Source organism: Mangrovibacterium lignilyticum, assembly GCF_010882175.1.
GTDB classification, from domain to species: Bacteria; Bacteroidota; Bacteroidia; order Bacteroidales; family Prolixibacteraceae; genus Mangrovibacterium; species Mangrovibacterium lignilyticum.
In genome coordinates this window covers 1,769,698-1,796,172 of record NZ_WKLH01000002.1, presented here as the reverse complement: position 1 = coordinate 1,796,172, position 26,475 = coordinate 1,769,698, and the positions used below count along the sequence as shown (strand labels likewise).

At 45.6% G+C, this 26,475-nt stretch carries 21 protein-coding genes; 4 read left to right on the top strand and 17 right to left on the bottom strand.

Features of this window, described 5'->3' with window-relative positions:
* The first annotated feature begins 476 nt into the window (after nucleotides 1-476).
* Nucleotides 477-1,697 carry a TlpA family protein disulfide reductase gene (locus tag GJV22_RS14285; protein ID WP_163714804.1) on the top strand — a complete coding sequence of 407 codons (1,221 nt, stop codon included), beginning with the start codon at nucleotides 477-479 and terminating at the stop codon, nucleotides 1,695-1,697.
* Nucleotides 1,698-1,726: 29 nt separating this feature from the next.
* On the opposite strand, the gene GJV22_RS14280 is transcribed toward GJV22_RS14285, so the two are convergent.
* The 4 genes from GJV22_RS14280 to GJV22_RS14265 form a co-directional block, all read right to left on the bottom strand.
* On the bottom strand, nucleotides 1,727-2,224 hold the full coding sequence (locus GJV22_RS14280) for an SRPBCC family protein (RefSeq protein WP_163714801.1): 498 nt from the start codon (nucleotides 2,222-2,224) through the stop codon (nucleotides 1,727-1,729).
* A gap of 658 nt (nucleotides 2,225-2,882) precedes the next feature.
* On the bottom strand, nucleotides 2,883-3,878 hold the full coding sequence (locus tag GJV22_RS14275) for a hypothetical protein (protein ID WP_163714798.1): 996 nt from the start codon (nucleotides 3,876-3,878) through the stop codon (nucleotides 2,883-2,885).
* Between the two features lie 68 nt (nucleotides 3,879-3,946).
* The gene (locus GJV22_RS14270) at nucleotides 3,947-4,762 is read right to left on the bottom strand and encodes a hypothetical protein (RefSeq protein ID WP_163714794.1); all 816 of its coding nucleotides are present in this window, start codon (nucleotides 4,760-4,762) and stop codon (nucleotides 3,947-3,949) included.
* Nucleotides 4,763-4,885: 123 nt separating this feature from the next.
* On the bottom strand, nucleotides 4,886-5,413 hold the full coding sequence (locus GJV22_RS14265) for a transposase (RefSeq protein WP_163714791.1): 528 nt from the start codon (nucleotides 5,411-5,413) through the stop codon (nucleotides 4,886-4,888).
* Nucleotides 5,414-5,700: 287 nt separating this feature from the next.
* Between GJV22_RS14265 and GJV22_RS14260 the strand changes: the two genes are divergently transcribed.
* Together GJV22_RS14260 and GJV22_RS14255 are read left to right on the top strand one after the other, a co-directional pair.
* On the top strand, nucleotides 5,701-7,776 hold the full coding sequence (locus tag GJV22_RS14260; protein ID WP_163714789.1) for an acetate--CoA ligase family protein: 2,076 nt from the start codon (nucleotides 5,701-5,703) through the stop codon (nucleotides 7,774-7,776).
* 115 nt (nucleotides 7,777-7,891) lie between these two features.
* Entirely contained in the window at nucleotides 7,892-10,105 is a 2,214-nt protein-coding gene (locus GJV22_RS14255) for a patatin-like phospholipase family protein (RefSeq protein WP_163714787.1), read from the top strand.
* Between the two features lie 57 nt (nucleotides 10,106-10,162).
* Here GJV22_RS14255 and hydF read toward each other — a convergent pair whose 3' ends face one another.
* The 9 genes from hydF to sigZ all read right to left on the bottom strand — a co-directional run bounded on the left by hydF (nucleotide 10,163) and on the right by sigZ (nucleotide 19,482).
* Entirely contained in the window at nucleotides 10,163-11,410 is a 1,248-nt protein-coding gene (hydF, locus tag GJV22_RS14250; protein WP_163714784.1) for a [FeFe] hydrogenase H-cluster maturation GTPase HydF, read from the bottom strand.
* A 120-nt stretch (nucleotides 11,411-11,530) separates the two neighbouring features.
* Entirely contained in the window at nucleotides 11,531-12,070 is a 540-nt protein-coding gene (locus GJV22_RS14245; RefSeq protein ID WP_163714781.1) for an isochorismatase family protein, read from the bottom strand.
* Nucleotides 12,067-13,509, bottom strand: a complete 1,443-nt coding sequence (locus GJV22_RS14240; protein ID WP_163714778.1) for a nicotinate phosphoribosyltransferase — start codon at nucleotides 13,507-13,509, stop codon at nucleotides 12,067-12,069. The genes GJV22_RS14245 and GJV22_RS14240 overlap by 4 nt, the downstream gene beginning before the upstream one ends.
* Before the next feature lie 240 nt (nucleotides 13,510-13,749).
* The gene (locus tag GJV22_RS14235; RefSeq protein ID WP_163714775.1) at nucleotides 13,750-13,971 is read right to left on the bottom strand and encodes a hypothetical protein; all 222 of its coding nucleotides are present in this window, start codon (nucleotides 13,969-13,971) and stop codon (nucleotides 13,750-13,752) included.
* A gap of 97 nt (nucleotides 13,972-14,068) precedes the next feature.
* A complete protein-coding gene (locus tag GJV22_RS14230) occupies nucleotides 14,069-15,463 on the bottom strand; it encodes an aspartate ammonia-lyase (RefSeq protein ID WP_163714772.1) in 1,395 nt (464 codons plus the stop codon).
* Between the two features lie 86 nt (nucleotides 15,464-15,549).
* Complete coding sequence (hydG, locus tag GJV22_RS14225) at nucleotides 15,550-16,941, bottom strand: [FeFe] hydrogenase H-cluster radical SAM maturase HydG (RefSeq protein WP_163714769.1); 1,392 nt, start codon at nucleotides 16,939-16,941, stop codon at nucleotides 15,550-15,552.
* Nucleotides 16,942-16,949: 8 nt separating this feature from the next.
* Complete coding sequence (locus tag GJV22_RS14220) at nucleotides 16,950-17,204, bottom strand: TM1266 family iron-only hydrogenase system putative regulator (protein WP_163714767.1); 255 nt, start codon at nucleotides 17,202-17,204, stop codon at nucleotides 16,950-16,952.
* A gap of 397 nt (nucleotides 17,205-17,601) precedes the next feature.
* Complete coding sequence (gene arsN2 / locus GJV22_RS14215; protein WP_163714763.1) at nucleotides 17,602-18,858, bottom strand: arsenic resistance N-acetyltransferase ArsN2; 1,257 nt, start codon at nucleotides 18,856-18,858, stop codon at nucleotides 17,602-17,604.
* 27 nt (nucleotides 18,859-18,885) lie between these two features.
* Nucleotides 18,886-19,482, bottom strand: coding sequence for an RNA polymerase sigma factor SigZ (gene sigZ, locus GJV22_RS14210; protein ID WP_163714760.1), 597 nt, complete (start codon nucleotides 19,480-19,482; stop codon nucleotides 18,886-18,888).
* 147 nt (nucleotides 19,483-19,629) lie between these two features.
* Between sigZ and hydE the strand changes: the two genes are divergently transcribed.
* Nucleotides 19,630-20,754: a [FeFe] hydrogenase H-cluster radical SAM maturase HydE gene (gene hydE, locus GJV22_RS14205; RefSeq protein WP_238480334.1), complete on the top strand. Its 1,125-nt coding sequence runs from the start codon at nucleotides 19,630-19,632 to the stop codon at nucleotides 20,752-20,754.
* Between the two features lie 25 nt (nucleotides 20,755-20,779).
* Here the strand turns inward: hydE and GJV22_RS14200 are convergent, their stop codons facing one another.
* The 4 genes from GJV22_RS14200 to GJV22_RS14185 are packed head-to-tail and all read right to left on the bottom strand — an operon-like array spanning nucleotide 20,780 to nucleotide 26,472.
* Nucleotides 20,780-24,319 (bottom strand): CotH kinase family protein, encoded by a 3,540-nt coding sequence (locus tag GJV22_RS14200; protein ID WP_163714758.1) that lies wholly within the window; start codon nucleotides 24,317-24,319, stop codon nucleotides 20,780-20,782.
* Nucleotides 24,320-24,336: 17 nt separating this feature from the next.
* Nucleotides 24,337-25,011 (bottom strand): DUF4956 domain-containing protein, encoded by a 675-nt coding sequence (locus tag GJV22_RS14195; RefSeq protein WP_163714755.1) that lies wholly within the window; start codon nucleotides 25,009-25,011, stop codon nucleotides 24,337-24,339.
* On the bottom strand, nucleotides 25,004-25,780 hold the full coding sequence (locus tag GJV22_RS14190) for a VTC domain-containing protein (protein ID WP_163714752.1): 777 nt from the start codon (nucleotides 25,778-25,780) through the stop codon (nucleotides 25,004-25,006). The genes GJV22_RS14195 and GJV22_RS14190 overlap by 8 nt, the downstream gene beginning before the upstream one ends.
* A gap of 5 nt (nucleotides 25,781-25,785) precedes the next feature.
* Nucleotides 25,786-26,472 carry a DUF2490 domain-containing protein gene (locus GJV22_RS14185; protein WP_163714751.1) on the bottom strand — a complete coding sequence of 229 codons (687 nt, stop codon included), beginning with the start codon at nucleotides 26,470-26,472 and terminating at the stop codon, nucleotides 25,786-25,788.
* Nucleotides 26,473-26,475 lie beyond the last annotated feature (3 nt).

Genomic DNA, 26,475 nt, shown 5'->3' with positions numbered 1-26,475 from the left:
GCCCGGTGCGAAGCTGCTTTTATCAACTCACCCTGATAATGGCCACGACATTATCGTCCCTGTCTACCAGTAGAGAGGGGATGAGCCGGCATGCCTGAGAGGCAACTTAAATGAGGCCGGTCATCGCAGTTGCTGATCGGAGCGTGTGCGTTGGCCGTCAAAACGCCCGGGCGAGGGTTCGTTTTGACAAGATTTTGGAATACTTTTCATCGAATGGAAAAGTATAGGCCCGTCCGGCCAGAGGACGATATACTAAAAGAGAGAAGGATTTTGTTTCGTAAACACAGGGCGTTGCCCCATGCTGTTGCTGTGAGCCCGTTGGGCTTTTTGTTGAGGCCCAAAGGGCCGTAAGCAATAGCCCGGGGGGAAACCCCGGGATGTGAACATTCGGAGAACTGTGGACAGATAAAATACAAAAGGGTATTTATTTTGCGGTTGTCTTGTTATTTTTGGAGCAAAATTGAAACAATTAAGTGATGAGATATTTGAGCCTTTTCGTTTTTAGCCTGACTTTACTGTTTACTGCGTGCACCAGCACTCAATCGCCCCGCCAATTGCCGGAGGCTACTTACCGCGCTGTGTTGCAGGCACAGGATCAACAGGAGATCCCTTTTGTGTTTCGGGTGACTTCACCTGCAAGCCTGGAGGTATATAATGCCGGTGAGCTTATTCAGGTTGATGAGATCAGCTACGAAAATGATTCGGTGCATATTCAGATGCCGGTGTTCGAATGCTGGATTAACGCAAAGATAGCCGATGATGGCAGCCTGAACGGCTATTATGCCAAAGCGGGCTCGACCGATACCGTTCCTTTTACGGCGGTGCAAGACTCGGTGCGCTTCCCGGTAACAGAAGCGCCCAAGGTTGATGTCAGCGGAAGTTGGGAAGTGGTGTTTAGTCCTGATGCAGCAGATGGCGGTAGCCTGGCTAAAGGTATTTTTGAGCAAAACAACGGGAAAGTAAGCGGAACCTTTCGCACCACAACGGGTGACTACCGCTACCTCGAAGGTGTGGTGGATGGCAACACGCTCAAACTATCGACGTTTGACGGGGCACATGCCTTTTTATTCACTGCCACGGTAAGCGACAGCACCATGAACGGGCGGTTTTATTCGCGCAATACCTGGCAAGAACCGTTTACCGCCAGGCGCAACGATGCATTTGAGTTGCCCGATGCTGAGAGCCTGACGGCATTAAAGGAAGGCTATGACCGGATTGAATTTTCATTTCCTGATGAAAAAGGGAACCTGGTTTCGCTGGCCGATCGTCAGTTTCGGAATAAAGTTGTTGTTGTGCAGATCATGGGAAGCTGGTGTCCGAATTGCCTGGACGAAACACGCTTCTTCACTGAATATGCCAAGGCTCATCCGGATATGCCGGTGGCTTTTGTAGGGCTGGCTTTTGAATACGCTAAAACTGACTCGGCGGCTTTTCATGCCATCAGCCGGTTAAAAGAGCGCGTTGGTGTGGAATACCCGGTTTTACTGGCGCAATATGGTACGACCAACAAAGACCAGGCACAGGAAAAACTGCCCATGCTCAATCATATTATGTCATTCCCCACCAGCATTTATATCGACAAGCAGGGAAAGGTGCGCCGGATACACACCGGTTTCGATGGTCCGGCTACAGGCGATAAGTACGAAGCCTTTAAACAGGAATTCGACCGCTTTATCAGCAAACTGGCTGCCGAGTAGTTGAGGCTGCTTCGGCCTAAGTGCCCGGATCAGCTTTGTTCCAGCAACTCATCCAGGTTATACAGTGCCATGGTAAACCCATCTTTAAAGCCCATTTCGAGGATCCTTTCCAGATCGGACAGCTTTTCATGTTTAATTTTCACATGGATCATGGTCAGCTCGTGCTCGCCTGAGAATTCAATGTGCCAGTCGGAGCGGGGAAACTCCACATTTTGTTCCCCTTCGGCATTGGTAAAAGCATCGAGCCAGCTCATTGACTGAAGCGGTTGAATCGCCTTGTAGTCAACCCGGCAAAAGTGTTCGTCTCCTTCAGGGCCAACCATTGAATAAATCCACTGGCCTCCTTCCCGGAAGTCAAGGCTTCGGGTTATAGCCACATAAGGGCGGGGAGCCCACCATTTGTCCAGTAGTTCTGCTTGAGACCAAGCAGCCCAAACCCGGGCAACTGATGCTCTAAACTCGCGCTTGACATGTACGATGGCATTTATCTTGTCAATCGTAAAATCCATAAAACGGTTATTTTCCATGATTCGATTGATTTTAAATTCGTTCCGTAGCATAAAACGAATATCATTGGGATAAGGTTTGCCCAACATACCGGTTTAGAACCGGATGCTTTTAGCGTTTGTGTGTCCTTCCGGACAGGAGTTCCTTTTTGGCTTGATCCAAAAAGCGAACCAAAAAGATCAAGGCTGGCGGTCCTTTTGAACGAAAACTACGGATTGGGAATGCCACACGGCCCAACTCGTCGTTCCTCCTCAAACAGGGCCGCTTACCAGTGCCTGTTCAAATTCCCTTCCCTTGTTTTCTGATTCAAAACCCCCGCAGGCCAATCCGGGAGTTGGCATTTTCTCTCTTCGGTTCCTTGCGATTTTAAATACGTTAGATAATGGGAATTACAGCTCGAATAATAGTCGTATAGCGTATGCTTTTAGCGTTTGTGTGTCCTTCCGGACAGGAGTTCCTTTTTGGCTTGATCCAAAAAGCGAACCAAAAAGATCAAGGCTGGCGGTCCTTTTGAACGAAAACTACGGATTGGGAATGCCACACGGCCCAACTCGTCGTTCCTCCTCAAACAGGGCCGCTTACCAGTGCCTGTTCAAATTCCCTTCCCTTGTTTTCTGATTCAAAACCCCCGCAGGCCAATCCAGGAGTTGGCATTTTCTCTTTTCGGATCCTTGCGATTTAATCGGCGTTTCCGAAGCGGTAGATCAGCGATAGTTGTTGTTGCTGGTCGAGCGTGCTTCCGTCAATCAGGTGAAAGGACAAGTTGAAATGTCCCTGGATGTTTTTGTATTGCAGGAATTTCCAGATCACATCAGTCCGCACGTAGCTGTCTTGTGCATAATAGGGATCTCCGTTCATGAAATGATGGCCATCGCCGAAGCTGAAAGTTGAACGGACGGCAAATCGTCCGCCTTCGCCATACAGTTGTCCGGTAAAGCTACCTCCCGTTTTAAACCCGTCATCAATTCCGCGTTCCCGAATCGACGATCCCATGTAGCCCACTTTCAGGTAAGCTTGTTTCAGACCGGTGAGTTCCGCAAAGTTATAACCCAAATAAAGGGTGTAGCCCATGTTATCCGTAATATGTTCGTCGGGGTTTTCGGCTGCGGTTAATGCATAGTGAAACAACAGGAGGTAATTCTCAACATAGAATTTTCCAAACTGCATTGCTCCCGAAATACCGGCCATGAAGGTTTCGCGTTGCGTCATCGTTTGGCGGCTGGTCCAGTCAACAAAACCCAGCTGATGTCCCCAGCTCCAGTTGTGCTTGCCATACAATCCTTCAATATTCGGGCGGTAGTATAAGAAGGTATCTGTGAGCATGGCCAATGGAAAATCAATCAGTTCCATCCGGGGGAAAGCACCAAAGTAGAAGGTGTTTTTTTGATCGCTGAAGCGGTAGTAAGCGGTTAACTTCGGTTTAACCCGGTCGGCTTCGGTCCCAAATTCAAACAGGTGGCTAATCCCAAACCGAAAGCGGTGCAGGCTGTCGATGGTTGTTCCCAGTTCAATGCTGGTGCGTTCGCCCAGAATCGTTTGCGGGTAACTGTATTCACTGGTGAATTCGCGGTTATCGCCAATTCCCTGAAATTGTACCTGGTATTCCAGTTTTTGTGCCTGACTACCCAGGGCTAAAAAGATCAGAAAAAGAAGGGTGTAAAGTTGTTTTGTCATGACATGGTCTTTCTTGCGAGAGATAAACGATATGGATTGGGCTTTATTGCTGTTTTTGAAAGTACAATTTAATCACAGAGGATGTACATATCGCGTTTGGGATTGATGCACATCACCGGAATTTTGCCGGCTTGTTTGATTAGTTTGGTTTCGGGGAGGCCAACCATCAGGTCGAGTAAACTGATGTGTTGACTGGCCGGAATGATCATCAGGTTGTGTGCATCCGACAGACAACGATCCAGGGCTTCGTAAGGGAGACCAAAGCTTCCTTTTTGTGCATCTTTAAACACGACATTCACCTGGAGCTTAAACAGCAGCTGCTCGATAAACTTCCGGTTCTTCTTCACCATAACCTGGTTGGATGCGTTTTTTTCGCGGGAAGTCAGCACTTCAATAGCCGACTGGTTGAAGCGTCCAAAGTAGGAAGCCCAAAGGGAGGTGTCTTTCATCACCTTCCGAAAATCAACAGGTAGAACTAAACGGTCGTAGCGTAAGGTTTCCGCGTCACTTCCATTCACAAACAAGAAGGGGATCTGACTTTCCTGCAGGGCCTGAATTTTGGGTTTCAGATTCTCCACCGGCAAAACCAGCATAATACCATCGTACTCTTCAGCAATCCGGTTAACCGTTTGCGATAGACTGCCTTTCAAGGTTAGACTGGAAATAGTGACCGAGGGAAAGTCATCCTTTAATTTGCGGATAATCATTCCCAAACCCTTTTGGGCACCCAGTTTGTTGTTTTTCTTTCCATTGCCGTACGGATGAAACAGGCACAATTCCTTGTTGAATATTTGGCTGATTCGTAATCCGTGGACAATCGCATCATTCATCGACTCCGAAAAGTCGCAGAAAACCATTACCCGTTGTTCAGAAGCTCTGCTCATAATAAGAGTCAAAACTATTTATTTTTTTGAAAAGGACTCCGCTAATCCCAATAAAATATGGTGAAGCTTGCCTTCCGCGCTTAGCGGTTCCAAACCGCTTAGCGCGGAAGGCAGTGATCATTCTCAAAACAGATTTTTCAGCAACAGCTCGTCAAGAAGCATTTCTGATTGTAAGCTAAAATTCTCGAAATCAAGATTGATATAGTTTACAGCAAGTTCGTGGGAGATTAATTTGCCTTTCCGGTCGCCAACATAGTCACGAAATGAAGAAAATTCCCAACCTCCGGGTTTCTCAACTAATCCGGCGATCATTGGGTTTTGATGAATGTACTGAAAACAAGTGGTCGCATAATCGGGGCGGTTATTCTCTTTGTTATCTCCTGATTCGGGGAAACAGTAAGCCGAATTGAGCATTTTGGCTTTTGTGTTGTGCGAAAATAGCTTTCCCCTTCTTCCTTCCTGTTTGTTGAGGGCTTGCGTGTAGCTGCTTAGGACAGAACCGATGTTCTTTGATAACTGTTGAGTTGTCGGTCGATGCAGTTCCTGAGTATTTGAACAACTTTCTGTTGTTGCTTCAATAAGCAGATGAAAGTGATTGGGCATTAAAACCCAGGCGAGAATATGGGAGATTGGATAAATCTGCTCTTTCATCTTTTTTCAGGAAAAAGAGATAGTTCTCCCTGGAATAAAATACGGTTTCGTTTGAACGGTTATAGATATGGTATAGTGCGTTGGGTTCGAAATGCATTTTATTATTAAAATTAGGTGAATTGAGCTAATTTACCAATAAGGAGATCAATCAGGCGCTAAGCGGTTTAAAGCCGCCAATCAGGCGCTAAGCGGTTTAGAACCGCTAAGCGCCTGATTGGCGCAGATGACTAAAATCATCGGTAAAAGCTGGAGGCTTTGTTATCTTTGGTTAAAACCAAATTGAAATCATGCTGAATCACGCCTTATTGCATCCAAAATCAATTGTTGTTGTCGGGGCATCCAATAAGCTGGCAAAACCGGGCGGACATCTTTTGCACAACTTGTTACAACATTCGTTCGAGGGGAAACTCTATGTGGTGAATCCCAAAGAAGCGGCCATCCAGGGGATTCCTGCCTGTGCCTCCATTGCCGATCTGCCGAAGGTTGATCTGGCGATTTTAGCGATTCCCGCTGAGGCTTGCGTTGAAGCGGTTCAGCAGTTGGTTACCGAAAAAGCGACCAAAGCATTCATTATTATATCGGCTGGTTTTGCTGAAGACAGCGACCGGGGGAAAGTGATGGAGACTGAATTGTTGGAATTAATGAACCGATACGGCGCCAGTTTGATTGGTCCCAATTGCATTGGCCTGATGAATCCGCAATTTGCCGGCGTGTTTACCAGTCCCGTCCCCAAGCTTGATCCGAAAGGAATTGATTTTGTTACCGGCTCCGGTGGAACGGCTGTTTTTATCCTGGAATCCGGTATGGGAAAGGGATTGCGTTTTGCATCGGTGTTCTCGGTTGGCAACTCCACACAAATAGGTGTTGAGGAAGTGTTGGAATATTGGGATGAAACCTTTGATCCCGTTCAAAGCTCACGGGTAAAGTTGCTCTATTTGGAGAACATTCGTGATCCTCAAAAGCTATTGAAACATGCCCGGTCGTTGGTGCTGAAAGGTTGTCGCATTGCTGCGATCAAAGCCGGAACAGAGGGCTCCGGAGTTCGTGCGGCTCAGTCGCATACGGGGGCAATGGCCTCATCGGATCTGGCCGTTGATGCGTTATTCCGCAAAGCCGGAATCATTCGGTGTTACGGGCGGGAAGAACTGACAACGGTCGCGGGGCTTTTACTTTCTCCTGAGTTAAAAGGAAACAGACTGGCGATTGTCACGCATGCCGGTGGCCCGGCGGTTATGCTGGCCGATGCACTGGAAAAAGGAGGTTTTCAGGTTCCCCGCATTTCAGATTCAGAAGCCAAAGCAGAGTTGAAAGCGAAATTGTACCCCGGTTCTTCGGTCGAAAATCCCATCGACTTTCTGGCTACGGGTAACGCTGATCAGTTGGGCGAGATCATTGATGCCTGTGAAAATGAATTTCCAGACGTGGATGCCATGCTGGTTATTTTCGGTAGTCCGGGCTTGTGGCCGGTCGATGATGTGTATGAAGTTCTTGCGGACAAAATGAAAAGCTGCCGGAAACCCATTTATGCGGTTTTGCCTTCTGTTGTCAATGCTGCTGACGCGATTCAAGGCTTTATAAATTCCGGTCATGTTTGTTTCCCCGACGAAGTAGAACTCGCAAAAGCATTGCTTAAAATTCGGCAGGTGCCTAAACTTAACGTTGCTGATTCTGCTTGTCCGGTGCTTAATGAGCTAGAGGTTCGGAAAATTATGGAGGCATCTGCAGATGGCTTTTTAAATCCGGGAATGGTTCATCGCCTGCTTGACGCGGCGGGTATTCCCCGCGTGAAGGAGTTGCTGGTTACAAGTGAAGCTGCGGCACTTCAGGCAGCCGATGAATTCGGATTCCCCGTGGTGTTGAAGGTTGTTGGTCCGTTGCACAAGACCGATGTGGGCGGCGTGGCTTTGAATATAGTGACGAAAGCGGATGTTTCAAGTCAGTTTCATCGGATGATGAAAATACCGGGAGCCAATGCTGTGCTGGTTGCTCAAATGGCAAGCGGGATGGAACTGTTTCTGGGTGCCAAGAAGGAAGCTGGTTTTGGTCACCTCATCCTATGTGGGATGGGAGGGATTTGGCTCGAACTGATGAAAGATATTCAATACGGATTGGCTCCTTTAACAGTTGATGAAGCCTTGCAAATGATTCAGCAGCTAAAAGCTTATTCGTTGTTACAGGGTTACCGGGGGCAAAAAGGAGTCGACATTGCGATGTTGGCTGATCTGTTGTGCCGGCTGTCGGAACTGCTGCGGATCGCGCCGGAAATAAGTGAAATGGATCTGAATCCGATTTTGGCAGAAGGCGATCGGTTGTTGGCTGTCGATGTCCGGATCAGCTTGAGCAAAGAGGACCGATTGTTGTAAGAAGCAGAAATAAGGAATGAGTAGGTCATTTCAATGTGAAATCGAAATGGCTGAATCATTCGACTGGAAAATATCCGTAAAATTTATTATAACTTGTAGTCGATATGTTCAGTTAATGAAAACAAGAATGCGCGCCCTATCCTTCATTATTTTGTGTTTTGTCTGCTTCGTTATTATTCTGCCGCCGGTTCAGGCTCAGGATCAAAAGGAAACCAAACGGCCTAAAGTGGCATTGGTGCTTAGTGGTGGTGGGGCAAAAGGCTTTGCGCATATTGGTGCGATAAAAGTTCTCGAAGAAGAAGGTATTCCAATTGACATTATCGTTGGTACCAGTATCGGTAGTTTAATTGGCGGGATTTATTCCGTTGGCTATACGTCTGACGAGCTGGAGAAAATCGTCCGGTCGCAAAACTGGGAGCAGGTTCTTTCTGACGATGTTTCGCGGCTTTATCTTTCCCCGCCCGATCAGGCACTCAAGCAACGGTACTTATTTTCACTTCCTTTTAATAACCAGCGAAAGCTGAGTTTGCCGCAGGGGGTCATTCGGGGACAGAATGTCTTGAATATATTTTGTGGATTGATGGCCAATGTCCCTTCTGATGCTGACTTTACGACGTTTCCAATCGAATTTGCCTGTGTGGCAACCAATATCGAAAATGGGAATGAAGAGGTGCTTACGCACGGTTTTCTACCTACGGCCATGTATTCCAGTATGGCTATTCCTGCTGTATTTATGCCGGGTGAGCACGACGGAAAATTGTTGGTTGACGGAGGAGTCGTGAATAACTTCCCGGTTGATGTGGCCAAACAAATGGGGGCCGATATTATCATCGGCGTTGATATTCGGGACGATTATTATAGCCGGGATCAGATTAAATCGATTAATGAGATATTTCTCAATCTGATTAATTTCTATACCAAAGAAAAGGATGTGCAGAATCATGATTTGTGTGATTTGGTTATCAAACCGGATGTTGCAGACTTTTCGGGGGGCAGTTTTACACGGGCAGCCACCGATACCCTGATCAAACGCGGGGAGGAGGCAACCGCTGCGTTACGCACCCAACTGCGCGAGTTGAAGCAAAAATATCAGCTCCAGCCCGGAACGATATCGCGCCGCTATGTTGAGGAACAACGGTGGCGTATTTCAAAAATCAATTTGGATTGTGATAATAAGCTTAACCAGGAATTTTTGCTGAAAATAATGAATCTTCCTTTGGACGAGCAATATAATTATGCGGACATCAAAAGTGCTGTCGACCGTTTGTATGGCACTAAAGGTTTCGAAAATGTTTATTTTGACTTGAGTGATAATCCGGTCGGCAAGACTTTGAATGTGCATTTGACTGTTCAGGATGAGCGATCTCAAAATATCGGATTTCGGGTAAACACGACCGAAGCGGCGGCATTGCTGTTGAATGCGACCTGGAAAAATTATTCACGCACGGTCAGCCTCTTGTCCATTAGCACAGAATTATCGGCCAACCCGGGATTGGAGTTTTTGACTGAAACAAACTGGCACAATTTCCCTGATTTGGGTTTTAAGGTGAATGCCAAGTTTCAGAATTACAATATTTATGATTCCGGCGAGAAGGCGTATGATGCGGATTTGTTTTACACCTCCGCGAAGTTATACCTGGAGCAGCGTTTCCATACCTTTCGAACGGGGTTCTCCGTTCAGGAAGAATATTTCGATGGCGACATCTATGGAGGAAAGGACAGGAGTGTGGATGAACTGTCGACCCAAACCAATTATTTGTTGAGCGGCGCTTCGTTTTACCTGGCATTTGATAATCAGGATCATTATTATTTTCCGCGCAAAGGAACGCGTTTGTATGTCGAATTGAATGTCAACTCCGAACTTAAAAAAGATGGACATTCGTCGCCATACCTTTTATTTAAGATGGAAAATGTTTTCCCGGTAAGTCGCAAAACCGCTTTTCTGGTTAATCTGTATGGCCGTGGTATTTTAAGTGAAAATTATCCGGAAATAAAAACAACTTTTATTGGTGGAGAGGCTTATTCGCGCTACTTCAACTACCATTTACCTTTTACAGGAATGCCTCCTGTTTCAATGGCCGAGCGTTTTTCGGCGATCGGTTTGGTTGGTGTGCGCTTTCGCTTGTCTTCCAGCCAATATTTGTCTTTCGTGTTTAACAGCTTGCAGCAGGGAACGGAATATAATCAGATTCTTCCCGATTTGGCGGTTTACGGAGGAGGCATCAAGTATGCGCTCAAAACAGTTGTCGGGCCGCTGGTTGTTGGCGTTGGCTATTCCGATTATCACGCTAAACCAACCTTCTCGGCTAATCTCGGCTATTGGTTTTAAATGCACGGGGAACTGCTGCATAGAACGGCCATTTAAGGTCTCCGAAAATCGCGTATCCTATAGAGTACTTTCATTTGAAGCCGCCAGGCTTTCTTTGTATACTTCCAATGCTGCGGGAAACGGCTGCAAAGCCCGTTCAAAAATACCAAGCGAATAAGCAATGGTCAATCCGTAGTTGGTGATGGGGATGTTCAGTTGCCGGGCTTTCATGATGCGCGAGAGCATTTCACGGCGGTTCCACATACAGGCGCCACAATGAATGATCAGTTTATAAGCTGCAATATTATCGGGAAAATCACGTCCCCGCACGTTATCGAATTCCAGCTTGCCTCCGACATACTGCGTCAGCCAGCGAGGGATTTTCACCGTGCCAATATCTTCGCCAATGGGGTGGTGCGAGCAGGCTTCGGCGATGAGTACTTTGTCGCCGGCTTTCAGTTGGTCGATCGCTGTTGCACCGCGAACCATCTCTGCCAAATCGCCCTGGTGACGGGCAAACAAGATGGAAAAGCTCGTTAGTGGAATATGGGGCGGTGTGTCGGCAGCAACTTTCAAAAAAGCCTGGCTGTCGGTAATCACCAGTTTGGGTGGTGTGTTCAGCCGGTTGAGGCCTTCCCGCAGTTCCCGTTCTTTCACGACCATGCAAAAGGAATCGCCGTCGAGCAAATCGCGGATACTTTGCACCTGTGGTAATATCAGTCGGCCTTTGGGTGCTTCTTTATCGATTGGAACCACCAGCATGGCCATTTCGCCGGGGCCAACCAAATCACTGACGATGGCCGGGCGGTTGATAAAATCATCGGGCGCCGATTTCAGAATGGCCTCGCGTAAGTCAGAAATACCCAATCTTGTTGCTACGGAGGTTTCTACACATGTCAGTTTTTCGCCGGCCAGGCTGTTGAGCATGCATGTGCTGGAAGGGTAGAGGTCGGTTTTGTTGAAGACGATCAGCACCGGGATTTCCCGCTCGCTGAACTGTTGAATCAGCTTTTCTTCGAAACGACCCCAAACTTCCGTGTTGGAGACTACTATCGCCAGGTCTGTACGGTCGACCACAGCCATGGTTTTGCGGATCCGTTGTTCTCCCAAAGCACCTTCGTCGTCTACTCCGGCAGTATCGATAAACAACACCGGTCCCAGCGGGAGCAGCTCCATGGGCTTTTCAACCGGGTCGGTGGTTGTTCCGGCAATGTCCGAAACAATCGAAACCTCCTGGCTGGTCAACGCATTCAGCAGGGATGATTTCCCGACATTACGCTGACCGAACAGACCAATGTGTAAACGAAACGATTTGGGTGACTTCATAGACGGAAATTTTGGTCGAAATTACAAAGCTTTTCGCTTGGAAGCAAGATCGGATGCTGCCAGCTGTCCCGTCCTGAAATAAGTTAACACAAAACAGACTTATTATGGAAATATTGATCCTTACAGCATCGATGAATTGATAAATTGGATGCCTTCATTTTTCATTTGTTGGATGGCTTTTTCCGCATCACCTTTATTTTGCTCCACGCCCTTTATGGCATCTTCAACGACATAGGTTTGAAAACCGAACCTTTGCGAATCGACAGCAGTCGCTTTGATGCAATATTCAGTTGTTAACCCGCAAATGTAAAGGTTGTTAATTTCGTGCCGGCGCAGATAATCTTTGAAGTCAATGTTGGTTGCTTCGAAGGCCGAATAGCCGTCGTCTTTATTCCCTGTTCCCTTCAGCAAAATCTCGCCAATTTTCTGCGCCTGAAGATCCTGGTGAAATGCAGCTCCTGCTGTTTCGCGTACGCAATGGACCGGCCACTTTCCGAAGTGCACCGTTTCTTCGGGATGCCAGTCTTTCGAAGCAAAGATCAGGCTGAATTTATCCATCAAGGCATTAATTACCGGTACTATTTTGTTTCCGTCGGGTGCTGGCAGCGCACCTCCCGGACAGAAGTCATTTTGCACATCCACAATTAGTAACGCTTTCATAATTCAATGTTTTTAGATTGATAGTTCAATTTTTTCTCGGCTACAATTTTCGATTGCAATTTTTGAATATCATGCTCTATCCCAACAGGGTAGTCGGGAGTTTGCTGTAGTTGCTTATATTGATCCGGCAACTGTTCCAACCGTTGTGCTGAAAATTCCCGGATTGAATCGAGGGACTTTTTTGCTCTTTGCGGAACACCATTGATCCAAAACGGGAAGAGAAGTTTTTCAAAACCGGTCTGGTTATAGCGAATTAATTCTTTTCCCAGGGGAACCTGATAGAATGTGGTTTCCCTATTCGGGGTGTAATCATTGAAACAGATGCCGTCTCCAATAAATTTTTTGTTCTCATCGACAAACCGATAGACCATTTTTACGCCGGGAAGAGAGGCTTTTGCCGGGTTTTCGGAAAACTTCATCCGGGGGTGATGGTCAGCGTACGACAATTTGTACACGCCGTCCAGCGCGGGATCATCCTGCCCGGTAACCAATGACGTGCCCACACCAAATGAATCTATGGGGGCGTTTTGGGCATTCAGTTTCTGCATCGCATATTCGTCCAGCTGGTTTGAAGCAACAATCTTCACAAAACCCAAATCATGTTCATCTAAAATCTTGCGAACTTCTTTGCTTAACGCGGCTAAATCGCCACTATCCAAACGCACACCAAATAGCTGGTGTCCGTTGCGTAAAAGTTCTTTCGCCACGATCATGGCATTGGGCAAGCCGCTATTGAGGGTGTCGTAGGTATCAATCAGTAAAACGCAATTCTCCGGAAATAGTCTCGCGTAGTCCCGGAAGGAAGTCAGTTCATCATCGTACGACTGGATCCAGGAATGGGCGATGGTGCCGGTCGCAGGAATCGCATACGCTTTGGATGAGAAGACGTTTGAGGTTTTATCCACTCCTCCGATGTAAGCGGCCCGCGTGGCTTGTAATCCGCCTAATCCCTGCGCCCTTCTCAATCCGAAATCAATTACCGGACGATCGCCAGCCTGCATTTTAATTCTTCGGGCTTTCGTGGCAATGAGCGATTCAAAATTCAATACGTTCAATAATAACGTTTCCAATAGTTGAAGTTCAATAATCTTTCCTTCAACTCTCACCAACGGTTCGTTCGCGAAAACGACATCTCCCTCCCTAACGGAGTAGATTGAGAGGGACAGCTGCAGGTTCTCCAGGTAGGCGAGAAACTGATCATCAAATCCGTATTCTCTCAAAAATTGAATGTCATCTTTGGTATACTTGAACGATTCCAGGAACGCGGAAAGATCATCGAGACCAGCAAAAACAGTAAAACCACCTTGAAACGGATTGCTGCGAAAAAAGTAATCAAAACAGGCATAGTCGTTTTGGCGGCCCTGGAAGAAATAGCCCTGAGCCATGGTTAGCTCGTAATAATCTGTAAATAAACCGGTGTTGAAATCGGTAATCCTCATCTTTGCTCCTTTCCATAAGAAACGAATTGAAAATTATATAGTTTGAGGATGTGCCCTTTTCTTTTAGCGAGGGGGGATCGAAGCAACTCATAAATACGCGCAGAGCAAAGCCGTAGAATCTTGAAGCCTAAACGATAGAAAGGGAAGGAATGCAATTGAGGTATGTGCCCGGTAGGGATGCGGACCGTGCATAAAAAAAAGCCGGGGTTACCGGCTTCTTTTATTTGGAAGGAGGAATTGCTATTCCTTCTCAGTTTTTTCTGCTTTTTCTGCTTTTTTGTCGCAGCTTTTTGATTTGTCGCAGCATGCTTTCTTCTCACTGCAGCAGCCTTCTTTCTTTTCTTTTTTGGCAGTTTGCTCTGTTTTTGGCTTTTCGTCAGGTGTGTTTACAGGAATTGCAAAAGTTACACCACAAGCAAAAACAATCGCCATCATCAATACCAATTTTTTCATTTCATTCAATTTTTAGGATTTATAACTGGTACAATTTATTGAGAATAATTCTAAATAAAAACACTGTTAACAAAATTTTAAGAATTTTAGATTGAAATTCTTTCTTCTAATAGCCTAACTTATTGACAGCTTCTGGACTGATTAATTGCTCAAAGGTCTTTTCATCCATCAGTTTTTGCCGAAGAACGAGCTCCCGGATGGAACAATTTTGGCTACTTACGTCAGCTGCGATCTCTGAACATTTCTCATAACCCAGCTTTGGAAGCAGAGCGGTAATGACTGTCGTTGAGTTAAGCACCTGTGAACGGCATTTTTCAGCATTGGCTGTTATACCGGTGATGCATTTTGTCCGGAAGGCGTTGGATGCATTTTCCAGCAGTTGCAAACTGTTTAGCAAGGAATCGGCCACAACGGGCATAAACTGGTTGAGCTCGAGGTTGCCATTCATACAGGCCTGGGTGATCAGTTGGTCGTTGGCTACCACTTGCATCGCTGCCTGGGCCACACTTTCCGGAATCACCGGGTTGATCTTTCCAGGCATGATGGACGAACCGGCTTGTACAGAAGGCAGATTGATCTCGCCTAAACCACCATCAGGCCCGCTGGAAAGCAGACGCAAATCGTTGGCTACTTTAAACAGGTTTGACGCACAAGCTTTCAAGATGCCTGAAACCTCCACAAACACATCGGTATTTTGAGTGCATTCCATCAGGTTCTCGGCCCGGGCCAGCGAGGTATTGGTGAGTTCGCGCAGACGATCGGTTACCCGGAAAATAAATTGCCGGGGGGCTCCAAGTCCGCTGCCAATTGCCGTTCCGCCGAGGTTGACAACGCGTAAACGTTCTTCACACTTGTAGATTCGCCAGCGGTCGCGGTTAAAGGCTTCGGCATAGGCGGCCATTTCGCGGCCTAAGGTTGTCAGCACCGCATCCTGCAACTGGGTGCGTCCAATCTTCACCACATCGCCCATCTCTTTCTCTTTTTGCTGAAAAGCTTCCTGTAATTGCAAAACAGCCTGTTCGACATTTCGTAATTGCAGGATGGCTGCCAGTTTTAGCGCCGTGGGGTAGGTATCGTTGGTGGATTGATGCAGATTGATGTCGTCGAGAGGTGAAACGGTGACATAATCACCCAACGCTTTTCCCATGATTTGCAGTGCCCGGTTGGCAATGACCTCGTTCACGTTCATGTTGGTTGAGGTGCCTGCGCCGCCTTGCAGGGCGTCCACCACGAACCACTTGTTCAGTTCTCCTTCGGCCAGTTCGCGGCACGCCTGTTCAATGGCATCAGCTTTTACCGCATCTTTGAAATAGCCCAGTTCGCGGTTAATTTGAACGCAGGCCAGTTTTACCCAACCATAAGCTTTGATCAGGTTTTGATTCACGGGGCGTCCTGCCAGTTGGAAGTTCTCCAACGCTCTTGCGGTATGAATGCCGTAAAGTGCTTCAGCGGGAATCTCGAGCTCACCTAAAAAGTCGTGTTCTGTGCGTGTTACCGACATAGTTTACAGTTGTCATTTATCAGTTTCCGGGTTCCTTTTTCCCAGCTACGATCTTGGTCTAAAATCCAGCGTCTTCGTCTCTATTTCTAGCAATATACATCCGAATGCCCGTTGTTCACCCGGTCGACTAGTTTACGGGCGCGGTCAGCAGGAACTCCTTCAAGCCCTGATATTGTTTTTTCAATCAATTCAGTTCCTATTTTAAAGGTTTCGGGCGATGCGTAATTGTTGAGGTACTCCATGAAGCTGCTCAATGCATTGGGGCCGCAATGAGCTTTGATAGCTCCCGGTTTTGCCATATCCATAAAATCCTGACCGGTGCGTCCCAAGCGGTAACAGCCGGTACAGAAGGAGGGAACATAACCCATTTGAGCAACATCGCGAATCACCTCATCCATAGGGCGGTGATCACCTAAACTGAATTGTCCGGAGATTTCATCCTCTTCTTCATATCCACCGGGGTTGGTTCGGCTACCGGCCGATATTTGCGACACGCCAAGTGCAAACGTATCCCGGCGCATTTGTTCACTTTCACGGGTCGACATGATAATACCTGTGTAGGGAACTGCCAGGCGCAGGATGGCCACAATCTTTTTAAAATCCAGGTCTGAAACAGGGAATGGAGGTTGAGAAGCCATATCCGATCCGGTTGCCGGCTCCATGCGCGGAACACTGATGGTATGCGGCCCAACGCCATAGACACGCTCTAATTCCTGAATGTGCTGCATGAGCGCCAGCAATTCGTAGCGATAATCATACAGTCCGAAAAGAACACCGATGCCGACGTCGTCGATTCCGGCTTCCATTGCTCGGTGAGGGGCTGTTACCCGCCAATCGTAATCCATCTTTTTACCACCGATGTGCACCTTTTTATAGGTCTCTCGGTGATAAGTTTCCTGGAATATCTGGTAGGTGCCAATTTTCTCATTCTTCAATAATTTGAACTCCTCCAGAGTCAATGGCGCAACATTCACATTGACCCGTCGAATGTTGTCATTATTATAACTTGCTTCGTAAACTGCCCGAACCGAATCGAGCACATATTGAAATCCTTGTTTTGGGTAACTTTCACCAGCGACCAACAAAACCCGTTTGTGACCTTGTTTGATCAGCGCTTCGGTTTCGCGTTTTACTTCTTCCTGGTTCAGCGCCTTCCGAACGATGGCCTTATTTTTGGCGCGAAAGGCACAGTAAGTGCATTCGTTGGCACACAAGTTTGTGATGTAGAGTGGTGCAAACATCACCAACCGTTTGCCGTAAATGGTGTCTTTGATGTCATTCGCTGTATCAAACAGTTCCTGTATCTGACTTGGATCATTGGCTCCGGTTAAGACGGCGACGTCTTCGAGCGAAAGCCCTTTCATTTCGCGTGCTTTGGTCAAAACATCTTTTACCTGGGCTGCTTCCGGTTTGCTATAGTTCGTCAGTATTTCGCTTATTGACTGATCGTTGATAAAATCGCTTTTTGTGTTTATCATGGGTGAGGTTATTTTTTTGAAAGTGCAGATTTGACCTGAACACCGGGAATGGAACCCAGTCGGCCTGTTAATTTTCCCAGCTCGTCGGTTGAGCTGTCAACAACTAAAGTGATGACGGAATTTTCGCCCTTGATGTGTGGAATACCCGTTCGGGCTAAAATAATATTGGCATGTTTCGAGAGAAGCTCGTTGACCTGCGGGGCAGCGTGCTCGCGGTCTTCCAGAATAATTCCCACAAAACCCAATCGTTTATCGGTGTTCATGCTATTTGGTTATTGCGGGAGGCGCAGGCTGGTATTATTCACCAATGCCTGACCAAAAATAAGTCACAGGCATTAATCAATAATCAACTGGATGCTTTCCCTTGAAGTCAGTCTGTTGACCTTCCCGCAGGTTGCACGGCAAAAATACGATTCTTTACGGTGCGATGAATGATTTCTACACCAAAAAGTGAAAGATAAACTAAAATTTAAGCTTTGAAAATGAGACGAATAGATCTTTTATTTGGCGCATTTACTCAAAACGATGTAAGGCTTTAAAAATCATCTCTGCCAAGAGCTCCGGATTAATATCAGCCTGCAAAATGGCTTCAGCCGGTTGATCAGTTTCCCGGGTTTTCAACTCAACCATGCTTATACTTTTTTGAAACAGCTGCAGATTTTATTCTTTTGGCAATGCTTTGTGCAAACAAATGGCTGTTGAGGGGCAGATGCTGGCAAATTCCTGACTCTGCTGAATTTCTTTCGGACAAGAATCGTGATGGCATTTTTTGTATTGATGGCTGTCGAAAAACTTTTCCGCCGTTGTCGTTAGTAAATACAGGTCGGAGAGTTGTAGCTCCGTTGCCTTTTTTTCAATTTTAGACAGGAGCAAACTTCCCACACCATTCGAACGAAAGGCTTTTTGAATCGCCAGAGATCGCAAAATTGCGCTTTTGCCGTACATTTCTAAGCCGCCGACAGCAACTAACTGGTTTTTGCGGTAAAGACCGAATAGTTGAACAGGTGCTTCCGTTAGGTCCGTTGTTGGCAGATTGGCCTCTTTGAGTATTTCGGATGCTTTTCCCAGCTCATCACCTTTCAAAGGCTGCAATTCCGATAGTTCTGAATGTTGAAGTTGAATAGGCTTAATGGATTCAATGCTGGCTGAAATGACCAGATTCGCAAATGTTTTTTTGCGATCCCATTCGTTGATTAGTTCGCGACTACCGACTTTTTCACGTATTTCAATTTGAATGAATCCGGTTTGGTGAAGAATGTTTTTGAGTTCATCGACGGTTGAAGCACCGGAGACACAGCCAGTGTACAATTCCATATCCGATTTGATTGCTTCCGGAAGTTCTCCCAAGGTTACAATATCGGAAATGGCCAGTCTCCCCCCCGGTTTCAGTACCCGAAATGCTTCGCGGAAAACCTGTTCTTTTTCAGGTGAAAGGTTAATCACACAGTTCGAGATGATTACGTCTACCGTTTGATCGGCAACTGGCAGATGTTCGATCTCACCCAATCGAAAATCAACTTGAGTCAACTGTAACTTTGTTTGGTTTTCACGAGCTTTTATCAACATTTTCGGAGTCATGTCGACTCCGATGACCTGTCCTGTTTTGCCAACCTGACGAGCAGCCAGAAAGGCATCGAACCCGGCACCGCTTCCCAAATCGAGTACGATTTCACCTGCTTTTAGCTTTGCAATCGCTTGCGGATTGCCACACCCAAGTCCGAGGTTTGCCCCTTCGGGAACGGCCGCCAACTCCTCGGGGCTGTAGCCGATTTTTAACGACTGCCAATCGAAGTCTGTTGGTTCGCTGCAACAACTGGAATTGGGACTGCAGCAGGATGCGTTTTCTGAAGCCATTACGACGGAACTGTACTTTTTGCGAACAGCCTGGCGTATTTCATGTTGATCTTTTGTCTCCATCTTGTTTGTTTTTGAAGGATTGCTTAATCAGTTTTCTCGATCTGTAGACGGCGTTTTGCCGGTGCGGACACAGTTGCAGGCTGACTCTTTCTTTTTATTTCGGTGATAGTCGATGATGTTTCCATACACATCAACATGAAACGTGCAGCAATCCAGCAAACTCTTTTTTAGAGCCTGGCGTCCTCGCTGAACACGTGCGCGGGCATTGGTATAGCTGATTTGTAATTTGTCGGCGATATCGGCGATTGATTTGCCTTCCAGTTCATATAAAACGACGGCGTTCCGGTAATTTTCGGGCAGAGCCTGTACATATGAACCGATCCAGTTTTCTGCTGCAGCCATCCGGTTTTCATCTTCCGGTGTTGCGCTCAACTTATCTTCCGGCTGTTTCCCTGAGCGTTTCGCTTTTTCCCTGAAGTAGTCGATGATGATATTTCGCGTTAACTGAAACATCCAGCTTTGAAGTTTATCCTGATCTCTCAATTGCCCGATTTTATCCCGGATCTTGAGGAAAACATCGTGCAATAAATCTTCGGCGACTTCCGGCTCATCTACTTTTTTGCGGATAAAAGCCAGCAGTTTATCGTGATGTTCCTGCCATATTTCATTGATTTGTGCTTCCATGTTCTTTAAATATAGTTCATTTTTACAGGCCGTCTATTATCAATAGAAAAACAAATAACACGGTGATTTGGTGCATTCATTTTGGTAGACGGGAAACGGAGAATTCGGATACAGTTCTTCATTAATTTTTTCGTGGACTCGTTCGATGTGAAAAGTAAAGGTGCAGGAAATGATTATCTTCGCAGCGTGAAACCGATGGACGAAATTTTAAGGCAAGACCAGTTTTCGCGTGCTGATTTAGTGCGTTTACTGGAATCAGCAGGAGCAGACCGGACGGCTCTTTTTTCGGCAGCTGCCGCACGGAAAGAAGAAGTGGTGGGGAAGAAAGTCTATTTCCGTGGTCTGGTTGAATTTTCGAATGAATGTTCGAAGGATTGCCTGTATTGCGGCATCCGTCATAGCAATTCCAAAGTTGTTCGTTACGAGGCAGCCGATAAAGATATTCTGGCAGCCTGTCGTTTCGCGTGGGATAATAAATTCGGTTCAGTGGTTTTGCAGTCAGGCGAATTGTCTTCTTCCAGCTTTATCAATCGGGTTGATCGTTTGGTGAAACAAATAAAGGCCTTGTCGAACGGTGAACTGGGCATAACGCTTTCTTGCGGAGAGCAAACACGCGAGACGTATCAGCGTTGGTTCAGGAGCGGCGCCCATCGGTATTTGTTGCGTATTGAAAGCTCCAACATCGAGCTCTATCATAAAATTCACCCGAACAATGAGCATCATTCATTTGAGAAACGACTGGAATGCTTGCGCTTGTTGAAAGCATGCGGTTACCAGCTTGGAACAGGCGTCATGATTGGCTTGCCATTTCAAACCATGGAAAATCTTGCTGAAGACCTGTTATTTCTAAAAAGGCTGGATGTTGACATGGTTGGAATGGGACCATACATTGAGCACGAAGACACGCCGCTTTACGAATATCGAACGCTGCTGAAAAGTAAAAAGGAACGCTTTGATTTGGCTCTGCGGATGGTGGCTGCATTGCGATTGCTGATGCCTGATATTAACATCGCAGCTGCTACGGCACTTCAGGCTATTGATCCGGCTGGTCGGGAAAAGGCGGTGAAAATTGGAGCCAATATTATTATGCCCAACCTCACGCCAAGCGCTTTTCGCAAAGATTATCAGCTGTATGAGGATAAGCCTTGCCTGGATGAAGATGCCGATCAATGCCGCAATTGTTTAGAAGCCCGTATTGAACTGGCCGGCAGCGAAATCGGCTATGGTGAGTGGGGAGATTCGCGACATTTTAAGAACCGGCAGGAAGCCTAAAATCCTGCCGGTCTGATGATATGTTTTAGTGTTGGACAATCATCTTCAGGTAGCTCGTCCCATTCCGTGTTTTCAGTCGAACCAGGTATATACCAGGCTGTTTATATGTCGCATTCCATTCAAATCTGTGGGTTCCTTCAGGCAGTTCTCCCGTGAATAAAACATTCTCTAATTGCCCTTGAAGATTGAAAATACAAATTGACAGCTCTTCCCGCTTAGAAATACTAAACTCAACGGTCGTTGCTCTCCCAAAAGGATTTGGATAATTTTTCAGCAAATAAGCTGATTTTTCCTGTTGCTCAATTTCTGGAATTGCTGTTGTGATGTTAGCTTGTCCCGGGCTGCCTGACACGGATGAGGAACTATACCATTTTTGAGCTAGCGAATTGTCATCCTCCGGGTTTTTCAACATTAAACTGTTGCCATTCTCATTGGGTTCGGTTGGCCACGGGTATTCGGAAGAATAACAAACCTGATCAATTAGCTCATCGTTTGTATTGTATAATCGAACACATTCACCAGAACTGCTAAAACCAAAACCGAGTGATCCTTGGTAGTTTTCAACATCCGGATAGATTGTTTTGAAGCTGTCGGTGTTGCGGCAGACAACCAGGTACTCATGCGGGCCGAGTAGTGTGCCTGGCTTGATGTTGTACTGGTTATCGTCATCCGAATCTTTCAAAATCCAATTGGATAGGTTCACATAGTTGTTACTATTATTGTACAATTCAACCCAGTCATCACTATCATATTCCTTTGATGGATGGTACATGATTTCGGTAATCACGATGTTTTTGGCCGATTCGTCCTCTTTGAATACCGCGGTCAGGTGTTGAGCTTTGTCCATTGACACTGTAAGGTTTGCCTCATCCGACTCGACGCTTCCTTCCCAATGGTCAAATGTGTAGCCCATTGGAGCAATTGCAGTCAGTACAATGGGGACGTTTTCAAAGTAAATGCCATGCCAGGGAAACTGATCAAGAAGAATGGTGTTGAGCTGAATACCCGCGCCATCGCATCCTGAGGTTGTTAGTTGTACATCCAGACTATCTGTTAGTTTGAATTGTTCGAGCATAAACTCACGAAGGATAGAAGGTCTTTTTTCAGCGAATTCCTTTAGCCGGGAAATATTTCGTTCCCACGATTCAGGATAACCACCCCATTTTTCTGCATGGGGTGTTATTTCATCTTCAATTGTCGTTGCACAATCGGAAATCCGACTGTTTACTGAATCGGGTAAAAGTGTTGTATTTAAGTGATCGGCGAAGGTGTTGATGAATCTTTCTTTAAAGACTTGATTGGTCATTAGCGATCTCAATAGGAGGGTTGACCAGGCCGGATTGGGCCAGTCGTCGTTGTCCGGATCCAGTGCCATCGCAATGGAGTTGGTGTGCAGTTCCTCTTCGAAATACCAAATCCCGAAGGTGGCATCAACATCGTAAAGAATCCATCGCCATTTGCCGGTCTCTCCGTGCTGCCGCCAGAATTTAATGTTGTTACCGGGCCAGTCGGTGTTGTGAGCATATTGCTGAACGACATTATAGCGAATAAAGTTATCAACGTCCATTTGTTTGGCGATATAGTTGTAATTGGTTTCCACACTCAGGTCGTTTGTTGTAATGAAATCCAACAGCGCGAGATAGTCTTCGTTGGTTCCTTCAACAACTTCAGAATCGTACTCGAGGATATCAATATCGTCTTTGTCAACTCCGTTATTGTCAGCTAAAAAGTGTTCATTAACCTTTTCCCTAATGTTGTAAATCCCCCAATATTCTCCATTTAAATAGATTATACAAGGTCTTCCCGCTTGTGCATCCAAATTCATGTCAATACCAATACCTGTCAAAAACAAATCGCGGATAGTTGTTCCCCAGCTTTGAACTTCGCCGAAACTGTCGGTTCCCCCGCTTCTAAAAACAATACTTTCGAATTTGTCGATGGGCTTTTGTTCGAATAATTTACAGTCAATATCTCCGTCTCCATATGAGGAGCGAGCATAAAATGCCATGGATTTTTGATCGTAGCCGCGAGAATAGTTGCCGAATATTTTTAGTCCGCCGGGCATGGATAACCCTTCTTCTCCGGTTGGAAAATAGAGCTCAACATAAGCTGGCTTTTCCCAATCCATCCAGAAGTTTGCTTCTCTATAGGGAAAGTTTGCGGAAGCATTTGGCCCCGTTGAGTAAATACCGTCGTCGTAATCCCAAAGATTTTCAGGAGTTGTAGAGATGAATACGACGGGGAGCATTTTGTTGTAATTCGGGAAGTAGCTTTGAGTGATAACCTTCCCGGGCAAATACCCGTGTTTGATAATTCGTGCTTTTACTGTCGTTGGTTGCTCAAGGGCGATTGACGCGAAGTTGAACATCGACAGGCTGTCAGGATCAGAGCCATCGCTTGTATAGTAAACAGTGTCATTCAGACTTGGGCCGCTCAATTTCAGGTTGACGTTGCTATCATAAATTCCTCCGGTGACTGAAAATACAGGAACCAGGTTGTCATCTTGAATTAAGGCCTCAGTGGTGTTGTTCGCCCAAGGAGTTGGTGTTTGGAAATGGTAAATCTGGTTTGGGTTTCCCTGGATAAATCCAGCTGAGTAGTCCCGTCGAATTTCGGGTACCACGAATTCTGATATTTTTTCTTGATTTTGATTGAACAGGAAAAGGCTGTCGCCTTCGGCGCTTATTTTAAAATTTGTATGAGCGGCAACAACTTGTAAACCTAATATTGTTGGTGGTTGCTCCGCGGGATAGTCAGCGCCTGCGTAACTCAGAAAAGGTATGGCTGAGAGATCGCTTGAACCGCGATAATTATTATGAACCTGGATGGCCAGATAGTTTTTCCCTTCATGTAAGAGTTCTGAAAAGTTTGCAATATTGAATGAATCGGGGGCTATACCCTGATAGTTCGTTGCTTCCCGATCCTGAATTGCAAAGTCGTTGTAACTAACCGGAATGCCTGCGGTACCCAAATTTGCTCTGGCTATTTCTGTGCCATTGAGGTAAGCAACAAAGCCGTCGTCGTAGTCCATGTGCAGAACAAGCTGGCCAATTGTCGATGGATCTTCAATTGTGAATTCTTTGCGTAAAAAAATGCTCAGTGCATTTTCAACGATAGTACTATCGTCGCCATCGCCGTACCCAAATCCACTTTTGCCGGTTAACCATTTGCTGTCATCAAAAAGCGGTGTTGTCCAGTCCGGGATGTCTGATTCGGGAACGATGTATTTCCAGCTGTCACCGTTTTTGATGATTGTTGTCCAATGAGTAGGAGCAACTCTGCGGTCTTTGCCTGATGCAAAAAGAACAACCAGTTGTCCTGGTTTCAGATTGTATTCCGGCATTTGCCATTGCGAAGAATTGGCTTCGTCATCGGTGAGGAAATAGTTGGAAAGATTTACTGTTGTCACGCCTGAATTAATCAGTTCAATCCAGTCGGGATAGTCTTCATCTTCATCTTGTAACGTGCTGGAATTTAATGATTGTACCTCATTTATCCTTAGTTGTTGTGAGAATGAATTCCATGCAAATACCAGTAAACAGAGGGAGAGAAGAAATTTTTTCATTTGGGGCTGAAATATTTTTAATTGTCGGAATCGTTGGAATCGTTTTGATCTTCAGCGTTGAATATTTTATTTTTTTCATAATAGTAAACAACTAAGCGCGCCGTATCTCTCAGAAAGTTAATCGACGAAACCTCTATTCGGTGAATGTTGATACCGGTTCGGATTCTTAAATCCTTTAGTAATTCTTCTTCTCTGTTTTGATTAATCAGCTCAATTCGTTCATAAAGAATCTTTTTCGACGACTCGTGAGATAAGCGAAAGGCAAATTCGAGAACCCACAATAGGCCTATAATGAGAGCGTTGGCCATAAATACTTCGGCGTAAGGCAAATCCGCGTCGGATATTGAGTTTACCACGGCAATTCCAATGATGATGAAAAGATAGGTCATCTCTTTTATTTGCAGTGGGTTAGTTCGGTAGCGCAAGATGCCAAATAATGCGAACAGTCCGAATGCGAAGCCTAATTTTAGTTCAACACCAGACAATAAATAGGCTAGTAAGAAAATCATAGTGTTGATTAGAAAATAGGTAAACAGGTAATCTTTACGTTTGGTTTTTCGGTAGTAAATCAATCGTACAATTACGAAGGTAATCAGTAAGTTGAACGTGAATCGTATCAGTAGATCAAGGAATCCGGCTGAATCGAAAAACAAAGGTGTTTGTAGTGGTTCTGACAAGAGAATATTATTCATAGGAAACGGGATTTAAATTACGGATTGTCTCTTTAAAGTTGTTCTTTTTTATGTCGGGATATAGCAAGGCCATTCCAATGCAATATTTACTAAAGGAAGATGGTTGAATATATTCGTCGTGCAGAAACTGTCCAAACGCCGTTTGTGTATGACGATTGCTATTTTTCATTTCGGCGATGGCCAAGTCTGGTAATGCTATTTTACGACCATTCAGGGTCAGTTTTAAATCAAAATCAATGGTGACTCGCTCGCCTTTAAGCAGATTACTCAAACTGATTCGTTTGTATTCCGTGTGCAATGTTGTTTTTAGCTTGGAGCTTGCGATGCCGGTATGCTCCAACAAAAATTCATGATCTTCTTTCGTTACTCCCTGCTGGCTATTATAAGGACGACGTTTCTTCTTTGTGAGTTTTTTATTGTTTTTTGACTTTATTTCCAGGAACTGTTTTCCTGAGTTTTCATAGGTTCGGATTCTGATTTTAAACCGCTTACTTCTTTGGTTGTGGTGTTCTAGATAACACGTCAAATCGGCTGTGTCGAAGTATTCCGACTTGTAGCCATTGATTTTTGTTCCATGATGATCGATTACTGCATATCGGTGCTGGATGGTCTGCAATATTTCGGAAATTCGATTCGTGTGAAATAGAAATTTTTTGTCGTATCGGTTCATTTGTCCGTTTACTTCCAGCTCTTCAATTGAAATTACCGGCATTTTATCTATTTGTCGGCTGATTTTTTCAAACAGGGGCAGAGCTGCGTTAACTAGCATAGATGTTAAAGTTTTACTTTATAGTCAATTGATACGATGTATGATTTCGTTGGATCCGTGACATTCCGTTGGTCATTTATCATCCAGGAGAAACCAATTTTATGATGTTTGTTAAATCGATAATCTAAACCCGTTGTCAAGCGTGTTTTTTCAATTTGACGGCTTGTATACTCATTCAGACGCCAAAATAGTTCGTAACAGAGGAAGGGTTCCAACGGGAGTCCTTTGATATTATAAGCTGTTTTCAGCCGGTTTCGAAAATAGCTTATTGGAATTCGTTCTGTTTTCGCGGACCTAATCTCAGCATAATCACATTGGATCCTTCCACGGTATACGAAGGTGAGGCGATTGATGTCTTTTTTGAGCTGGGTTTGAAAGCCAAAACGATGTGAGTTAATTGACCTGTTTTTGTTCAAAACGGTTGAAAAACGATACAATGCGCTCGCTTCGAAAAACCTTTTGGACCAGCTTAGTTCTGTGCCGATAAATGTTTTATCCTGTTGAATCAAGTTGTCTTTTAAACGGTACCCACCATCAAGCTCAATATCCCAGCGTTTGGTTATTTTTTGTTCTATGGCTAACCCTGTCCACAAGCCGAAATCCTGATCCTGCGCATCTATATCTTTCGAAAACATCATTAAAAGAACGCTTCCGAAAATAATGAGGTTATATTTGGATATTACTGTCCTCAATGG